This window comes from Pseudomonas putida group bacterium ESBL64, from assembly GCF_045277175.1.
In the GTDB taxonomy this organism is placed as follows: Bacteria; Pseudomonadota; Gammaproteobacteria; order Pseudomonadales; family Pseudomonadaceae; genus Aquipseudomonas; species Aquipseudomonas alloputida.
Genome location: NZ_CP145799.1, coordinates 2,848,063 through 2,864,641 on the forward strand (window position 1 = coordinate 2,848,063; position 16,579 = coordinate 2,864,641).

Genomic DNA, 16,579 nt, shown 5'->3' on the forward strand with positions numbered 1-16,579 from the left:
GTTGCCGTCAGGCGGCCAATGATACGTCAACGGCTGGGATTTGCGGGGATCAAGCGCGATAAAAGGACATGCCTTTCAGGTTTTCTGCTGCCAGTACCGGCCGCTTTGCACCTAACCCCGCCCCCACAGGTACCACGCCGCGGCTCATCGGTTCACACAAACCTGTCAGCCATTCATGACAATCCCGCAGCAACCCACGCCTTGTTCAGCCGCTTCTCCCGTGCCGACGCCGCCAGCGCCATCACCCCTTGGTCACGCTGCCAGATGTGCGCCCAGTGCCCCGGCCCTGTCGCCAACGCCGCATCGATCTCCCCCCGCAACGCCTGGAACTGTGCAAACAACCCGCCCAGCAACAAGTGACAACCCATGCTATCGGCACACTGCCGGCTACCCTCGGCGCAGCCGGCCAACAGCCCAAGCAACTGCAGGCGAAGCCCCTGCGGCCAGGCGCACTCCTGCCCAACGCCATACAACCAAGCGGTCAGCGCCGTGAGCACATACAAATCCTCCAGCGAACGGAACGGCTTCACGTAGGCATCCCAGCCGTCACCGGCCAGCAACTCGCACGATGCCTGCTCCAGCAGCAGTCGGCCGTGCCCGACTTCCGGCATCAGCGGCAGGGTCGGCAATGGCTCCAGTGTCACCCCAGGCTCCCCGGGGTAAACCACCGCCAGGCTCAATTGCGGCGCCGCGCCAGCCGCTTCGCTACGCGCTGCCACCAGCAACCACTCCGCCTCCAGGCCTGCGGTAACGAAGTCTTTGCAGCCCGACAGCCGCAGAGCGTCCAGCCGTGTGTGCATGTCTGCCGGCCGCACGCTGCGCCGCTCGGTGGCACACAAGGCGCCAAGGCTGTGCGGCGCACTGGGCCACAGCACGCGAAGGGCAGCCTGGTAACCCACCAGGAAGGCCAGGCCCGGGGTGGCCATTGCACGCCCACCCAGTACCGCCAATTCGAACGGGGCAACCGGGCCGAGGCGCTCAAGCAGCGCGGCGTAGGTTTCGCCCAGGGTGCCTGTCGGCGCAAGGCGAAGCGGATCGTTGAGTCGTTGCAACCAGGCCATGGAACAGCTCCTTGCTGGAGGGCTTTCAGTTAAGGCTCAGGGTGTGTCACGCAAGCATCACCAAACATTCACAGGGGTGACACTGGGTCTACCTAGGCTGACTTTGCACAACAAAGCCGACCGGCCGCAACCCTTCTTGGCTGGCTTATGGAGACTCGTAATGACTCGGATCGCTACCGCTGGCGACTACAGCACTGAACGCCGTCTGCAAGCCGAACGCCTGGTTGGCGCCGCAGCGCTGCAAGAAGCCCAGGCTCTGCGCTATACCGTATTCAGCGCAGAATTCAAGGCCAAGCTCAAAGGTGCCGAGCAGGGCCTGGACATGGACGACTACGACGTGCACTGCCGCCACATTGGTGTACGCGATCTGAGCACCGGCGAACTGGTTGCCACCACCCGCCTGCTCGATCACCAGGCCGCCAGCAGCCTGGGCCGTTTCTACAGCGAAGAAGAATTCAGCCTGCACGGCCTGTTGCAGCTGCAAGGCCCAATCCTCGAACTGGGCCGTACCTGCGTCGCCCCCGACTACCGCAACGGCGGTACCATCGCCGTGCTCTGGGGCGAACTGGCCGAGGTGCTCAACGAGGGCCGCTACAGCTATCTGATGGGCTGCGCCAGTATCCCCATGCAGGACGGCGGCGTGCAGGCCCATGCAGTGATGCAGCGCCTGCGTGAACGTTACCTGTGCACCGAACACTTGCGTGCCGAGCCGAAGAACCCGCTGCCGAAACTGGCCCTGCCCAATAACGTCATTGCCGAAATGCCCCCGCTGCTCAAGGCCTATATGCGCCTGGGCGCGAAGATTTGCGGCGAGCCATGCTGGGACCAGGATTTCCAGGTGGCAGACGTGTTCATCCTGCTCAAACGCGACGAGCTGTGCCCACGCTACGCCCGCCACTTCAAGGCGGCGGTCTGATGCCGAAGTTGCGGGTACTGGCCCGCCTCATCCGACTGCTGCTGGTGCTGGCGCAAGGCATGCTGATGGCCAGCATTATCGCCTTGGGCGAACGCTTGGGCTTCAAGGCGCCGATCGAACGGCGCCAGCGCTGGACCTGCCTGTTCATGAAGCGCCTGGTCGCCGCCCTGCCCTTCGACGTGAAGGTAGTTGGCGAACTTCCACAGCGACCGATGCTATGGGTCAGCAACCATGTTTCCTGGACCGACATCCCCCTGCTTGGCATGCTCACGCCGCTGTCTTTCCTGTCCAAGGCCGAAGTGCGCCACTGGCCGGTGGCCGGCTGGCTGGCGGAAAAGGCCGGCACGCTGTTCATTCGCCGTGGTGGTGGCGACAGTCAGCGCCTGCGCGAACAGATCGCCGGGCAACTGGGGCTGGCCCGCCCGCTGCTGATATTCCCCGAAGGCACCACTACCAGCGGCCGCACGTTGCGCACCTTTCATGGCCGCCTGCTGGCAGGTGCCATCGACCGTGGCGTGGCAGTGCAGCCAGTCGCTATCCAGTACCTGCGTGATGGCCAGATCGACCCGGTAGCGCCGTTCATTGGTGAGGACGACCTGGTGTCGCACCTGATGCGCCTGTTCGCCCTGCCGCGGGGCGAGGTGTGCATCCACCTCCTGCAGCCAATAGGTAGCGTGGGCAAGGAACGTGCGGTGCTGGCATTGCAGGCACAGCAGGCGATTCACCTGGCGCTGTTCGGGGTTGAAGACATGGAGATGGCGCCACGTCGACAGGCGCGGGCTGCCTGAATGCGTGTACTGCCTGTTCTGGCCCTTTCGCGGGTGAACCCGCTCCTACACCGAGCGCATTGCCCGTAGGAGCGGGTTTACCCGCGAAGGGGCCAGTATCACCCACACACCTCTAACTGTCAGACATCCGCCCTACCGCCGCAAACGCCTGCAGCTGCGGGTAGAACTCGCGAAAATCCGCCAGCAGCGGCTCATACAGCCGCTCCAGTTCCACCATCACCCCGGCCATCCCCTCAGGCCGTGACAAGCGCCGGGCAATGCCGTTGAACACCTGCTCCAGCGTGTCGAAATCGCCATACGCCCCTAGCCAGTCATCCGCTGCCATGAACGGCGCAATCCGCGCCAGCCGCCCAGGCAGCTCGGGCTCTGCCAGCAATACCCGATAAAACGCGCCAGTGAACTGCTCCAGCGGCTGATCGGCGTAGTTGCCCCAGTGCCGTGCCAGGCAATGGTCGAAAAACACATCCAGGACGATGCCGGCAAAGCGCCGCCGCTCGCGCGGAAAACGTGCCAGAGCCGCCAGCACCACCGGATGCTGGTCAGTGTAACTGTCGATATGCCGGTGCAGTCGGATGGCCGCCTCCAGCGCAGGCGGAAAGCGCCCTTCCAAGGAGCCTTTGACAAAGTCGCCATACAGGCTGCCAAGCAGTTGTTGCGGCGCCGGGCCGCCCAGGTGCAAGTGTGCGAGGTAGTTCATGAGCGCAGTCTAGCATCGCCACCCAGCATATCGTTATAACGCGATATATCGATTCGCGCTCAGCTCAGAACGCCTTCGTATTTGTATATCGGAATTCAGCGAATTATATTTCGGCCTATCGCGATATACCGCTACAACGAGCCTCAAACCATGCCACTCGATCTCGACGAAATCATAAAAGCACTGGCCCACCCGGTCAGGCGAGAAATTCTCAGCTGGCTGAAAGACCCGGCAACCCAGTTTCCGGACCAGTACCACAGCACCGAAAACGGTGTGTGTGCGGGGCAAATCGACCAACGCTGCGGCCTGTCGCAGTCGACCGTCTCTGCCCACCTGGCCACGTTGCAGCGCGCCGGGCTGATCAGCAGCCAGAAGATTGGCCAATGGCACTTCTTCAAACGCGACGAAGCCACCATCCAGGCGTTCCTCGAACAACTGCGCCAAGCACTTTGACAAGGCAGGTAACCACAATGACCACGCTTTTCGATCCGATCAAACTGGGCGACCTGCAACTGCCCAACCGTATCATCATGGCCCCGCTCACCCGCTGCCGTGCCGATGAAGGCCGTGTGCCCAATGCGCTGATGGCCGAATACTACGTACAACGTGCCAGCGCCGGGCTGATCCTCAGCGAGGCCACTTCGGTCAGCCCAATGGGCGTCGGCTACCCAGATACCCCCGGCATCTGGAACGATGAACAGGTACGTGGCTGGAACAATGTGACAAAGGCCGTACATGCCGCGGGCGGTCGCATCTTCCTGCAGCTGTGGCACGTGGGTCGTATCTCCCACCCCAGCTATCTGAATGGCGAACTGCCTGTGGCCCCCAGCGCGATCCAGCCCAAGGGCCATGTGAGCCTGGTGCGCCCGCTGAGTGACTACCCTACCCCGCGGGCGCTGGAAACCGAAGAAATCAACGACATCGTCGAGGCCTACCGCAGTGGTGCCGAAAATGCCAAGGCTGCCGGTTTCGATGGTGTGGAGATCCATGGCGCCAACGGTTACCTGCTCGACCAATTCCTGCAAAGTAGCACCAACCAGCGCACCGACCGTTACGGTGGCTCGCTGGAAAACCGCGCGCGCCTGCTGCTGGAGGTGACCGATGCGGCCATTGAAGTGTGGGGCGCGCAGCGCGTAGGTGTGCACCTGGCACCGCGAGCCGACGCCCATGACATGGGCGACGCCGACCGCGCCGAGACCTTCACCTATGTGGCCCGAGCGCTGGGCAAGCGCGGCATCGCCTTCATCTGCTCGCGGGAGCGGGAGGCCGACGACAGCATCGGGCCGCTGATCAAAGAGGCATTCGGTGGCCCGTACATCGTCAACGAGCGGTTCGACAAGGCCAGTGCCAATGCGGCCCTGGCCAGTGGCAAAGCGGATGCCGTGGCGTTTGGTGTGCCATTCATCGCCAACCCCGACCTGCCGGCACGGCTGGCAGCGGATGCGCCGTTGAACGAGGCACATCCCGAAACCTTCTATGGCAAGGGGCCGGTGGGGTACATCGATTACCCGCGGTTGTAATCAAGATTGCCGGGGCGCAGCTCAATCGGCGTACACCGTACATAGTGGGAGCGGCCTTGTGTCGCGATAGGAGGGCAACGCCCTCCCCTGCGGCGTCACGGCCGAGCGTTGATCTGTTGCTGCAGGTTCTGAATCTGGCTCTGCAGCGTATTCAGGTTACGCGTCATCTGCGCACGGAAGGCATCGAACTCCTGCACCGAAGCACCACTGGATGACGCCGCGGCCGGGCGGTTGTCGACCTGGCTCTTCAACACCAGCATGTCCTGCTGCAGGCTCTGAATCTCAGCGCTCGGGTTGCCCTGTTTCTTCAAGGCCGCCACCTCGCTACCCAAACTCTTGAGCTGGCCGTCCAGCTGGCCGCCATCCACCTGTGAGGCTTTCAGCGCGGCAACCTGCTCGCTCAGGCTCTTGAACTGGGCATCCAGCTTGCCACCATCGACCTGGCCCGAACGCAGCGCCGCCAACTCGCCATTCACCAGCTTCAGTTGCGCCTGCAACTGGCTTTGCAACTCGGTCACAGCCTTCTGCTGTTCTCGGGTATCGGCCAGCACCTGCTCCAGACGCTTGCCCAGGTCGCCGGTCTGCCCGGCAACACCCTGCTGCAACTGGCGCAGCTGTAGCTTCAATGCCTCACTGCTGGTAGTGGCGCCAGACTCACTGGCCGCCACCTTGCCACTGATCGCCTGAAGGCGGCCAGCCGCCTCTTCACTGATGCGGGCAAAGCTTTCCTGGGTCGCCACCAGTTGCTGCTCCATCAGCGAGATCTGCTGAAAGCTCCACCAACCCAGGCCCGCCAACGCGATGAACGCGGCACCGATCAACGCCCACAACGGCGCCGTGCTAGCCCCGCGGGCGGCTTTCTGGCGGCTGCGCATCACATGCGCCGGCATCAGTTCGTCATCATCAACGGTGCCCGCCCGCAAGGCAGGCACGTCATCAAAGTCATCGTGAGCATGGTTACGCATGGATACATTCAACCGCGGTAGTCACAAAGAGGCACGAGTATAAACCGCCAGCGCGGCGCATTGATGACCATTGTCAGCCGGGCGGCAAATGCTTCCACCAGCCGCAGAATTCATCCAGCGCCGTCCACAGGCTGACCTTGGGTTGGTAGTCCAGGTACTGCCGGGCACGGCTGATATCCAGGGTGAAATCACGGCTCATCACCTGCATCCCCAGGCGCGACAAGGTCGGTTGCGGGCGCCCTGGCCATAACATGCAGGCCGCCTCGTTGAGCGCGGCCAGGCTATAGGCAAGACCATAGGAACGGTAGCGGGTCACCTGGGGAAGCTGCATCTGGCGCATCACGTAGTTGACCACGTCCCACAGCGGCAGTGGCTGGCCGTTGCTTATGTTGTAGGCCTGGCCCAGCGCCCGGTCATCAGCGAACAATGCACTTAGCAGCGCCTCGTTGAGGTTGTGCACACTGGTGAAATCGACCTTGTTCAGGCCGTTGCCGATGATCGCCACACGCCCTTTGCGCTGCATCTGCATCAGCCGCGGGAAGATACTGGCATCGCCCGCACCGGTAACGAAGCGCGGACGCAGCGCCAGCACTTCCAGGCCGAACTCCTGGGCACCGAACACTTTCTGCTCGGCCAGGTACTTGGTTTGCCCATAGTGATCGTGGAAGCGACGCGGTACCTGGTCTTCACGGACGTCCAGACGCGAACGGCCATTGAAGTAAATCGACGGCGAAGACAGATGCACCAGGCGCCGTACGTGCTCTTTCAGGCAGCCCTCGACCACGTTCTCGGTCACCACCACGTTGCCTTGGTAGAAATCCTGATAGCGCCCCCAGTTACCGACCGCGCCAGCGCAATGCACCACGGCTTCGACACCCTGGCACAAACGCCGGGCCAGCTCGGCGTCACCCAGATCACCCGGGATGAACTGTGCGCCACGCTTGACCAGATGCTCGACCCCTTCGGCACGGCGGCCGCTGACGCGCACGTCCAGGCCTTGCTCCAGGGCGAAACGCGCAAAACGCCCGCCAATGAAGCCACTCGCGCCGGTGACCAGAATTCGCATGTAACACTCCGTCTTGCCAGATTTCAGATGCAACTGACGCCAGCCACGGCTACAAGGGCACCAGCCAATGCTGTGCGGTGTGCCGCAGGTGGTCGGTCAGTTGCGCGAGCAATTGCCCGCCATTGCGCCAATGATGCCAGTACAGCGGCACATCGATAGGGGTATCGCGGCAGATTTCCACCAATTGCCCACTGGCCAGTTGCTCCCGGGCCTGCAGTTCGGGCACCAGGCCCCATCCCAACCCGGCCTCGGTCATGCGCAGGAAGCCTTCGGACGAAGGGCACAGGTGGTGCAGGAAACCACCCTCTATGCCCAGCGATGCCAGGTAGCGATGCTGCAGGAAATCGTCCGGGCCGTACACGATCGCTGGCGTACGGGCCAGGCGGCTGGCGACAAAACCTTGGGGGAAGTGCCGCGCCATGAACACGGGACTGGCCAATGCCCGGTAGCGCATGGCCCCCAGTGGCAAACTGCGTGCGCCGGCTACCGGCCGCTCGCTCCCACACAGGCAGGCCGCCACTTCGCCGGCACGCATGCGTTTCAGGCCCACTTCCTGGTCCTCAACCACCAGGTCGGTCAGCACGTTCTGTTGTGCGCAGAAGTTGCCCACCGCGCCGGCCCACCAGGTGGCCAGGCTATCGGCGTTGAGGGCGATACGCAGGCGCTCCGGCATGCCCTCTTCATCCAGCGCCGGTACCTGGCGCTGCAGGTCGCGTTCAAGCAGGCGCACCTGCTGCACATGGTTGAGTAGCTGCCGACCGACTTCGGTCGTGCCGGGCGGCGAGGCACGTACCAACACCGGCTGGCCGACCCGCGCCTCAAGCAACTTGATGCGCTGGGAAATGGCCGATTGCGACAAGCCCAGCACCTGCGCCGCACGCTCGAAACCGCCTTGTTCGATCACGGCCGCGAGGGCAGCCAGCAGTTTGTAGTCGAACATCGATTTTCCTAATGGGTGATCAGCTTTATTTGTTTTTCTTATACAGCGCCGAACATCACAATGGCCAGCATCTTCCGTGACCCTTTTTGGAGAGCCCTGCCATGTGGCAAAGCTATCTCAATGGCATGCTGGTGGCCTTCGGCCTGATCATGGCCATCGGTGCCCAGAACGCCTTCGTCCTCGCCCAGAGCCTGCGCCGTGAGCATCACCTGCCGGTGGCAGCGCTGTGCATCGTCTGTGACGCCATCCTCGTGGCCGCCGGGGTATTCGGCCTGGCCACCGTGCTGGCACACAACCCGACCTTGCTGGCAATCGCCCGCTGGGGCGGCGCAGTGTTCCTGATCTGGTACGGCGCCAAGGCGCTGCGCAGTGCCTGCTCCAAGCAGAGCCTGCAGCACCAGCAAGGCCAGGGCGTTCGCTCACGTCGCGCCGTACTGCTCAGCGCCCTGGCGGTGACCCTGCTGAACCCGCACGTGTACCTCGATACGGTGTTGCTGATCGGCTCGCTGGGCGCCCAACAGTCCGCCCCTGGCGCCTACGTGGCCGGTGCGGCCAGCGCTTCGCTGCTGTGGTTCTCGACCCTGGCCATTGGCGCGGCGTGGCTGGCACCGTGGCTGGCGCGGCCGGCGACCTGGCGCATGCTCGACCTGATGGTGGCGGTGATGATGTTCGCGGTGGCGGCGCAATTGATCTTCAACTGACCTCGGGGCGCGGCATATTCATCAACGGCAAGATCGAGCGGCACGCGGTCTTGCAGGCAACACCCGCGCAACGCCGAGCCGCCGGTCGGCACAGCCCAGCCCCTGCGGAACCTCTATTCCCTATGTTTGTTGCGTGGTTATGCGCCGGGCCCGGTGCTATGATCCAGCCCTTGCGTCGCAAAGAGTACAGACTCGCCGACGCTTATCGGGCCGCCCGTGATCGGCCTTGCGCAAACCGCAAACAGACCTGAATCAGGAGATCCACCATGGCTTTTGAATTGCCGCCGCTGCCGTACGCCCATGATGCCCTGCAGCCGCACATCTCCAAGGAAACCCTGGAGTATCACCACGACAAGCACCACAACACCTATGTCGTGAACCTGAACAACCTGGTCCCAGGCACCGAATTCGAAGGCAAGACCCTGGAAGAAATCGTCAAGAGCTCTTCGGGCGGCATCTTCAACAACGCCGCTCAAGTCTGGAACCACACCTTCTACTGGAACTGCCTGTCGCCAAACGGCGGCGGCCAGCCTACCGGTGCACTGGCTGACGCCATCAACGCCGCTTTCGGTTCCTTCGACAAGTTCAAGGAAGAGTTCACCAAGACTTCGGTGGGCACCTTCGGTTCCGGCTGGGGCTGGCTGGTCAAGAAAGCTGACGGTTCCCTGGCCCTGGCCAGCACCATCGGCGCCGGCTGCCCACTGACCAGCGGCGACACCCCGCTGCTGACCTGCGACGTCTGGGAACACGCCTACTACATCGACTACCGCAACCTGCGTCCGAAGTACGTCGAGGCGTTCTGGAACCTGGTCAACTGGGCCTTCGTTGCCGAGCAGTTCGAAGGCAAGACCTTCAAGGCCTGAGTCCCTCAGCCTTGAGCAAGAAACCCGGCCTCGCGCCGTAATGCTGGCAGTCCAGCATTGCCATCCACGCCGGGCTTCCTCGAAAAACCGATGCCAGTCTTCTGGCATCGGTTTTTTTTCAAGGGTTCTGGAACGAGCCAGCGCACAGGGCTTTCATGAGGCGTACTGACCAAGCCAGCCAAGGCTATCCGCAGTAGCGCCCGTAGGCCGGTACTCACACCCGACCCAGCCCGCATACCCGCGCTGCTCCAGCGTCGCAAACAACCCTGCAATGTCCATCTGCCCCGTCCCCGGTTGATGCCGCCCAGGACAGTCGGCCACCTGCACATGCACCGTCCGCTCAAAGAACTGTGCCAACACATCGGCCGCATTTCCGGTCAACAACTGCGCATGGTAAAGATCAAGGATCAGCCCGAGACTCGCATGCGTCTCCAGCACCTGCTGTGCCTTGCTGAAGTCGGACATGTAATACCCTGGCATTTCCTGCGTGCAGATCACTTCGATCAATGGCCGCAGCCCTTGGTCCTCGAAGTACTTCACGGCATAGTCCAGGTTGCTCGCGTACACCTTGCCGGCGCCATCCTCGTGGGTTATCCCGGACATCAGGTGCACATCCGTACATGCCAGTGTGCGGGCATAGCTGGCTGCCTGGCGCAACCCGTCACGAAACTCGGGTTCCCTGCCCGCCACTGCAGCAATGCCCTTGGAAACGCCAGCCGGTGCGGCAAACTGGACCAATGGCAACGCGTACTTCGCCAGTTCATCCGCCAACAAACTCGCATCCAACTCATAGGGCGAGGGGAATTCCACCGCGCGAAATCCGGCGGCAGCGGCGGCTTCGATACGCTGCAGAAAAGGCATTTCGTTGAACTGGAAGCCGAGGTGAGCATTGAATTTGAGCATGTGTAAAGATCCATCCCGGGAAGAAAACATTCGTCGTTCCAAATCCTGAGCCGCGGCTCAGGCACTGCGCTGGCGGCAACTGCGCCAGCTCGCTGCGTGCAGATACTCAGGTCCTTCGTGTGTGGTATTTTCCTGCCCCAGTCCGACCCAAATCTGCCGGATCGACTGAAGTCAAACATTCGGAATACAGCCTGTGATCAAGAAAGACCTCGCCCTGCAATTGGCCCCTCGCGTCATCGAGATGATCCGCGCCCGGTCGATGAAGGCCGGCGAGCCATTGCGCGAGCAAACCTTCGCCCAAGCCTTCGATGTCTCCCGCTCCCCCATCCGCAGGGTATTCGCCCTGCTCGCCGAGTGGAACATCGCGGTCCAGGAGCCCAATCGCGGCTATTTTCTGAAACAGGACGCCGGGCAGATCCAGGAAGCCACCGTACCGCCCGCCTGCGACCCCTTCGAAGACTTCTACCTGCGTGTGGTGGACGACATCCTCAACGGGGAAATCCCTGCCGAATTCTTCGAAGCCCAGCTCCTGCGACGCTACTCTGTGCCTCGCGGGCAACTGCTCAAGGTCCTCAACCGGCTGGCAAGCGAGGCCATGGTCGAGCGCAAGCCCGGGCAAGGCTGGAGCCTCAACGAATTCGTGCACAACGCCCAGACCCACATCCAGAGCTACCGCTTCCGCATGGCCATCGAGCCGGCCGCACTGCGTGAGCCGGGCTACAACGTGAACCAGGCCGCCTTTGCCAAAGCCAGGGCGCAACAGCAGGCCATGCTCGACGGCGAGATTCACACGCTGTCACGTGCCCAACTGTTTGAAATCGGCGCCCAGTTTCACGAAATGATCGTGCAATGCTCGGGCAACCTCTTCTTCATCGATGCCATACGCCGGCAAAACCAGCTCAGACGCTTCATGAGCTACAAAGCCAATGTCGACCGCAGTCGCCTGATGACGCAATGCCTGGAGCACCTGCACCTGCTCGACCTGATCGAATCCGGTCGGCGCGAAGAGGCGGCACGGTTTCTCTGGAAACATCTGGACGAAGTAGGCCGCCTCAAAACCGGCCAGGCTGCCTTGCAGGAAAGCCAGCCGGCATAACCCTTCTCCCACCTCCCTTCAAACCCGCGCGTGAATCAGGCATGGCAGCTTAGCCATTGCCTCCTTTTGACACAAGATACAAAGCAACCTGAAAAATCAGCGCTCGCCGTAAATTTCGCGCCACTTATTGTATTTCATTGTAACAATAAGCAATATGCGCACCGCTCGGACGCACTGTGGCACCGAATCACACAGGAATGGATGCAATGGAACGAGGAACGTTGGCTAAAGGGACGGGGGTCTCGAGCCTTCTGTTCGGGGTCTACACGATTCTGCTGGCCCTGCTTGGCCTGACACTGGCCTATCAGGGAGGCGCGCTGGTCAATGCCGGTGGCTCGCCGTACTACGCGATGATGGGCACCGTATTGTTGCTGGCCGCCGCACTCATGGGCCTGAAGAAGGCGGTCGGAATCTACCTCTATGGCGCAGCATCCCTGGCCACCTACGGTTGGGCGATCTGGGAGTCGGGCTACAACGGCTGGGCCTATATTCCACGCCTGGCCTGGCTGGTACTGCTCAGTGTGATCTTTCTGGCTTTCTGGCCACTGGTCCGCCGCGACTTCGCCAAAATCAACAAGGCACTGTACTTCAGCATCATGGGCGTGCTGCCGCTGCTGATGGCGGCCACCATCCTGGCACCGCTGTTCTTCCCGAACACCGTTCATCTGGCCGACTCGCCGGCGATCACCGCGCATTCACAGCAACCGTTCAGCCGCAGCACGGTGGTATCACCAGACGCCAACGTCGCCGCGTCTCACGACAAGACCAACTGGACCGCCTATGCCGGCTCGAACCTCGGCAACCACTATTCCGCTGCAGCGCAGATTACTCCAGCTAACGTTTCCGGCCTGGTCAAGGCGTGGGAATACCACCATGGCGATGTCAAACAGCCTGGCGAAAAAACCAAGTATCTGAACGAGGCGACCCCCATCAAGGTTGGCGACTCGCTGTATACCTGCACGCCGAAGCAAATCATCATTTCGTTGAACGCGACCACCGGCAAAGAGAACTGGCGCTACGATTCGAAAGTCGACCCGGACTACTTCGCCAACGGCGGTGCCTATTGCCGTGGTGTCTCGTACTACGAAGTACCCAATGCCAGCGGGCTGTGCGCCAAACGCATCATCTGGGGCACCAACGACATCCGCCTGGGTGCAGTTGATGCGCTTACCGGGCAGGCCTGCCCAGACTTCGGCACGGCAGGCTTTGCCGACCTCAAGGACGGCCTGGGTACGTTCCGTAAAGGCTCCACCGGCATCACTTCCGCACCGCTGGTCATCCGCGGGGTGGTCATCACCGGTGGCCGGGTGCTGGACTCGGATGTGCGCCCGGCACCGTCAGGCGTGGTTCGCGCCTACGATGCAGTCAGCGGCAAACAAAAGTGGGCCTGGGATCTTGGCCGTCCCGATAGCACTGCCCCTGCCGAGGCAGATGAAACCTATACGCTCAGCACGCCCAACTCATGGGCGCCGATTTCCGCCGACGACGAGCTGGGGCTGGTCTACATCACCACTGGTAATGCTGCAGGTGACTTCTATGGCGGTACCCGTACCGAACAGGAAGACACGTTCAGCTCTTCGCTGGTGGCCCTGGATGCCCTCACCGGCAAGGTCAAATGGCACTTCCAGACCGTCCATCACGACCTCTGGGACTACGACCTGAGCCCACAACCGGCGCTGATCGATTTCCCCACCGCCAACGGCACACGCCCGGCAGTCATTCAAGCCACCAAGTCAGGCCAGTTGTTCGTCCTGGACCGAGCCACCGGCGAACCGCTGGTCGATATCTCGGAGGCTGCCGTCCCACAGGGCACGGCCCCAGGGGACTACACCGCGGCAACGCAGCCGCTGTCACCGGGCATGCCGAGCACCATGGGCCGCCCATCGAAAACCCCGGAAGTGCTGAACGAAGCCGATGCCTGGGGCCTGACGCCGTTCGATCAGCTGCAATGTCGCATCGAGTTTCGCCAGGCGCGTTACGAAGGGATTTTTACGCCACCGGTAGTCGGCCAGCAAAGCCTGATCTTCCCCGGGCACCACGGCGGCCTGAACTGGGGCGGCGTGATGGTGGACCTGCAGCGAGGCCTGCTGATCATCAACAACCAGCGGCTGCCGTACATGCAGGGGCTGGTTCCACGCGAGCAGCTCGATGCGATCAATGCCAAATCGTTTCAGGAGTCGCCCGGCAATAACCAAGGGTTCCGCGTCCAGGCCGGCCTGCCGTATGGGGCCATCAAGGACCCATGGATGTCGGCGCTGGAACAACCGTGTATCGCGCCACCCTGGGGGTTCATCTCCGCTATCGACCTGCGCACCCGTGAAGTGCGCTGGAGCCGCCCATTCGGCACCGGCTATGACAGCGGCCCCTTGGGCATCGCCTCGAAACTGCGCTTCGAAATCGGTACACCGAGCGATGCCACCGGCGTGGCTACAGCCGGCGGCGTGACCTTCATCGGCGCTGCCATCGACCGTTTCATGCGCGCCTACAACAGCGAAAGTGGTGAATTGCTGTGGGAAGAACGCCTACCGGCCGGCAACCAGGCGTCGCCCCTGACCTACGTGAGCGAAGGCCGCCAGTACGTGGTTGCCGTGGTCGGCGGGCATGACCGGATTCCGACCAAGCTGGGTGACAGCATCATTGCCTGGGCGCTGCCGGAGAAATAGCGCTGCCTTTCAGGGGCAGCCATCGGTTACTTCCGCTCCACCGGCCCTCTGTTCGAGGAGTTTGCCATGCCTGTGGGGGCGGGCTATCCGCGAAGCAGCCAGCACGCATTTCACCTGCGCCCCACCCGCAAAACGCTTGCTCAGGCCGCATACCACGCTAACATCAAACCTCTGGAAGATTGATACAGCGCATTCAAGTTGCGGGGTCAGGCAACCGATACACTGCTAACGGTCGGCCGGTAGTGTATCGTCATCGTTGATGGCAAAATGATGCCATGCGCATGGATTAAGGAAACCCCATTGAAGCTGGAATTGCGGAACAGCTTGTCGGTCAAGTTGCTCAGGGTCGTGCTGCTGTCGGCGTTGGCGGTTGGCGTCGTGCTCAGCTGTGCGCAAATCGTCTATGACACCTACAAGACCCGCCAGGCCGTGGACAATGATGCCCAGCGCATCCTCGACATGTTCCGCGATCCCTCGACCCAGGCGGTTTACAGCCTCGACCGTGAAATGGGCATGCAGGTCATGGAAGGCCTGTTCCAGGACGAATCAGTGCGCATGGCCTCCATTGGCCACCCCAACGAAACCATGCTGGCAGAAAAGTCCCGCCCGCTGCAGGACATGTCCATGCGCTGGCTCACCGACCTCATCCTCGGCCAGGAGCGCACCTACACCACACAACTGGTCGGCCGTGGCCCTTACAGCGAATACTACGGCGACCTCAGCATTACCCTCGATACCTCCTCCTACGGCAAAGATTTCCTGATCAACGCGGTGATCATCTTCATATCCGGCGTGCTGCGGGCCATGGCCATGGGCCTGGTGCTTTACCTGGTCTACCACTGGCTGCTGACCAAACCGCTGTCGAAGATCATCGAGCACCTCACCCAGATCAACCCTGACCGCCCCAGCCAGCACCAGATACCGCTGCTCAAGGGCCACGAGAAAAACGAACTGGGCCTGTGGGTGAACACCGCCAACCAGTTGCTGGCCTCGATCGAGCGCAACACCCATCTGCGCCACGAGGCGGAAAACAGCCTGCAACGCATGGCCCAGTACGACTTCCTTACCGGCCTGCCCAACCGCCAGCAACTGCAGCAGCAACTGGACAAGATCCTCGTCGACGGCGGCCGTCTGCAGCACCGTGTGGCAGTGCTGTGCGTTGGCCTGGACGACTTCAAGGGTATCAACGAACAGTTCAGCTACCAGGTCGGTGACCAGTTGCTGCTGGCCCTGGCCGATCGACTACGCGCCCACAGCGGCCGCCTGGGCGCTCTGGCGCGGCTGGGCGGCGACCAGTTCGCCCTGGTACAGGCCAATATCGAGCAGCCCTACGAGGCTGCCGAACTGGCGCAAAGCATCCTTGATGACCTGGAAGTACCGTTCGACCTCGACCACGAGCAAATCCGCCTGCGCGCGACCATCGGCATCACCCTGTTCCCCGAAGACGGTGACAGCACCGAAAAACTGCTGCAGAAAGCCGAACAGACCATGACCCTGGCCAAGGCCCGCTCGCGCAACCGCTACCAGTTCTATATCGCCAGCGTCGACAGCGAGATGCGTCGCCGTCGCGAACTGGAAAAGGACCTGCGTGAAGCCCTGCCCCGCAACCAGCTTTACCTGGTGTATCAGCCACAGATCAGCTACCGCGACCACCGGGTGGTTGGCGTAGAGGCCCTGCTGCGCTGGCAGCACCCGGAACTGGGCATGGTGCCACCCGACCAGTTCATCCCCCTGGCCGAGCAGAACGGCAGCATCATCAGCATCGGCGAATGGGTGCTTGACCAGGCCTGCCGGCAACTGCGCGAATGGCACGACCAAGGCTTCAGCGACCTGCGCATGGCGGTCAACCTGTCTACCGTGCAACTGCACCACAGCGAGCTGCCACGGGTGGTCAACAACCTGCTGCAAGCCTATCGCCTACCACCGCGCAGCCTGGAACTGGAAGTCACCGAAACCGGCCTGATGGAAGACATCAGCACCGCCGCCCAGCACCTGTTGAGCCTGCGCCGCTCCGGGGCGCTGATTGCCATCGACGACTTCGGCACCGGCTACTCGTCCCTCAGCTACCTGAAGTCGCTGCCACTGGACAAGATCAAGATCGACAAGAGCTTCGTTCAGGACCTGCTCGACGATGATGACGACGCCACCATCGTTCGCGCCATCATCCAGCTGGGCAAGAGCCTGGGGATGCAGGTGATCGCCGAGGGCGTGGAAACGGCCGAGCAGGAAACCTACATCGTTGCCCAGGGTTGCCACGAGGGCCAGGGCTACCACTACAGCAAGCCTCTTTCGGCCCGTGAACTGACCCACTTCCTCAAACAAGCGCAACGCAACCGGGTTTCGGTGTCCTGAGGCCACCTGCCCGGTTACAGGCCGTGCCCCTGATTTACATGAATTGCG

15 protein-coding genes are annotated in these 16,579 nt (G+C 62.2%); 9 read left to right on the top strand and 6 right to left on the bottom strand.

Features of this window, described 5'->3' with window-relative positions; all coding sequences use genetic code 11:
- Nucleotides 1–173 precede the first annotated feature (173 nt).
- Nucleotides 174–1,061 (bottom strand): hypothetical protein, encoded by an 888-nt coding sequence (locus V6093_RS12995; protein WP_003255174.1) that lies wholly within the window; start codon nucleotides 1,059–1,061, stop codon nucleotides 174–176.
- A 160-nt stretch (nucleotides 1,062–1,221) separates the two neighbouring features.
- Here V6093_RS12995 and olsB point away from each other — a divergent pair, with 160 nt between their 5' ends.
- Together olsB and V6093_RS13005 are read left to right on the top strand one after the other, a co-directional pair.
- Nucleotides 1,222–1,977, top strand: coding sequence for an L-ornithine N(alpha)-acyltransferase (olsB, locus tag V6093_RS13000; protein WP_047604988.1), 756 nt, complete (start codon nucleotides 1,222–1,224; stop codon nucleotides 1,975–1,977).
- Nucleotides 1,977–2,765 (top strand): lysophospholipid acyltransferase family protein, encoded by a 789-nt coding sequence (locus V6093_RS13005; RefSeq protein WP_108078505.1) that lies wholly within the window; start codon nucleotides 1,977–1,979, stop codon nucleotides 2,763–2,765. The genes olsB and V6093_RS13005 overlap by 1 nt, the downstream gene beginning before the upstream one ends.
- Before the next feature lie 112 nt (nucleotides 2,766–2,877).
- Here the strand turns inward: V6093_RS13005 and V6093_RS13010 are convergent, their stop codons facing one another.
- Nucleotides 2,878–3,462 carry an ACP phosphodiesterase gene (locus V6093_RS13010; RefSeq protein WP_012051299.1) on the bottom strand — a complete coding sequence of 195 codons (585 nt, stop codon included), beginning with the start codon at nucleotides 3,460–3,462 and terminating at the stop codon, nucleotides 2,878–2,880.
- 150 nt (nucleotides 3,463–3,612) lie between these two features.
- Here V6093_RS13010 and V6093_RS13015 point away from each other — a divergent pair, with 150 nt between their 5' ends.
- Together V6093_RS13015 and V6093_RS13020 are read left to right on the top strand one after the other, a co-directional pair.
- Entirely contained in the window at nucleotides 3,613–3,915 is a 303-nt protein-coding gene (locus V6093_RS13015) for a helix-turn-helix transcriptional regulator (RefSeq protein ID WP_003255178.1), read from the top strand.
- Nucleotides 3,916–3,932: 17 nt separating this feature from the next.
- Nucleotides 3,933–4,982 (top strand): alkene reductase, encoded by a 1,050-nt coding sequence (locus V6093_RS13020; RefSeq protein ID WP_047604985.1) that lies wholly within the window; start codon nucleotides 3,933–3,935, stop codon nucleotides 4,980–4,982.
- Between the two features lie 95 nt (nucleotides 4,983–5,077).
- Here the strand turns inward: V6093_RS13020 and V6093_RS13025 are convergent, their stop codons facing one another.
- The 3 genes from V6093_RS13025 to V6093_RS13035 all read right to left on the bottom strand — a co-directional run bounded on the left by V6093_RS13025 (nucleotide 5,078) and on the right by V6093_RS13035 (nucleotide 7,953).
- Nucleotides 5,078–5,947, bottom strand: coding sequence for a hypothetical protein (locus V6093_RS13025; protein WP_003255181.1), 870 nt, complete (start codon nucleotides 5,945–5,947; stop codon nucleotides 5,078–5,080).
- Nucleotides 5,948–6,020: 73 nt separating this feature from the next.
- Entirely contained in the window at nucleotides 6,021–7,013 is a 993-nt protein-coding gene (locus tag V6093_RS13030) for an NAD(P)-dependent oxidoreductase (RefSeq protein ID WP_003255182.1), read from the bottom strand.
- 49 nt (nucleotides 7,014–7,062) lie between these two features.
- The gene (locus V6093_RS13035; RefSeq protein ID WP_003255184.1) at nucleotides 7,063–7,953 is read right to left on the bottom strand and encodes a LysR family transcriptional regulator ArgP; all 891 of its coding nucleotides are present in this window, start codon (nucleotides 7,951–7,953) and stop codon (nucleotides 7,063–7,065) included.
- Between the two features lie 101 nt (nucleotides 7,954–8,054).
- On the opposite strand from V6093_RS13035, the gene V6093_RS13040 reads away from it, so the two are divergent.
- Together V6093_RS13040 and V6093_RS13045 are read left to right on the top strand one after the other, a co-directional pair.
- Complete coding sequence (locus V6093_RS13040; RefSeq protein ID WP_003255185.1) at nucleotides 8,055–8,654, top strand: LysE/ArgO family amino acid transporter; 600 nt, start codon at nucleotides 8,055–8,057, stop codon at nucleotides 8,652–8,654.
- 266 nt (nucleotides 8,655–8,920) lie between these two features.
- A complete protein-coding gene (locus tag V6093_RS13045) occupies nucleotides 8,921–9,517 on the top strand; it encodes a superoxide dismutase (RefSeq protein WP_003255187.1) in 597 nt (198 codons plus the stop codon).
- 153 nt (nucleotides 9,518–9,670) lie between these two features.
- On the opposite strand, the gene V6093_RS13050 is transcribed toward V6093_RS13045, so the two are convergent.
- Complete coding sequence (locus tag V6093_RS13050) at nucleotides 9,671–10,420, bottom strand: hydroxypyruvate isomerase family protein (protein ID WP_265978163.1); 750 nt, start codon at nucleotides 10,418–10,420, stop codon at nucleotides 9,671–9,673.
- Nucleotides 10,421–10,613: 193 nt separating this feature from the next.
- Here V6093_RS13050 and V6093_RS13055 point away from each other — a divergent pair, with 193 nt between their 5' ends.
- From V6093_RS13055 to V6093_RS13065, 3 genes are all read left to right on the top strand, one after another.
- Nucleotides 10,614–11,516: a GntR family transcriptional regulator gene (locus V6093_RS13055; protein WP_047603326.1), complete on the top strand. Its 903-nt coding sequence runs from the start codon at nucleotides 10,614–10,616 to the stop codon at nucleotides 11,514–11,516.
- Nucleotides 11,517–11,722: 206 nt separating this feature from the next.
- On the top strand, nucleotides 11,723–14,179 hold the full coding sequence (locus V6093_RS13060) for a membrane-bound PQQ-dependent dehydrogenase, glucose/quinate/shikimate family (protein WP_179052710.1): 2,457 nt from the start codon (nucleotides 11,723–11,725) through the stop codon (nucleotides 14,177–14,179).
- A gap of 300 nt (nucleotides 14,180–14,479) precedes the next feature.
- Entirely contained in the window at nucleotides 14,480–16,531 is a 2,052-nt protein-coding gene (locus tag V6093_RS13065) for a bifunctional diguanylate cyclase/phosphodiesterase (RefSeq protein WP_003255193.1), read from the top strand.
- Nucleotides 16,532–16,579 lie beyond the last annotated feature (48 nt).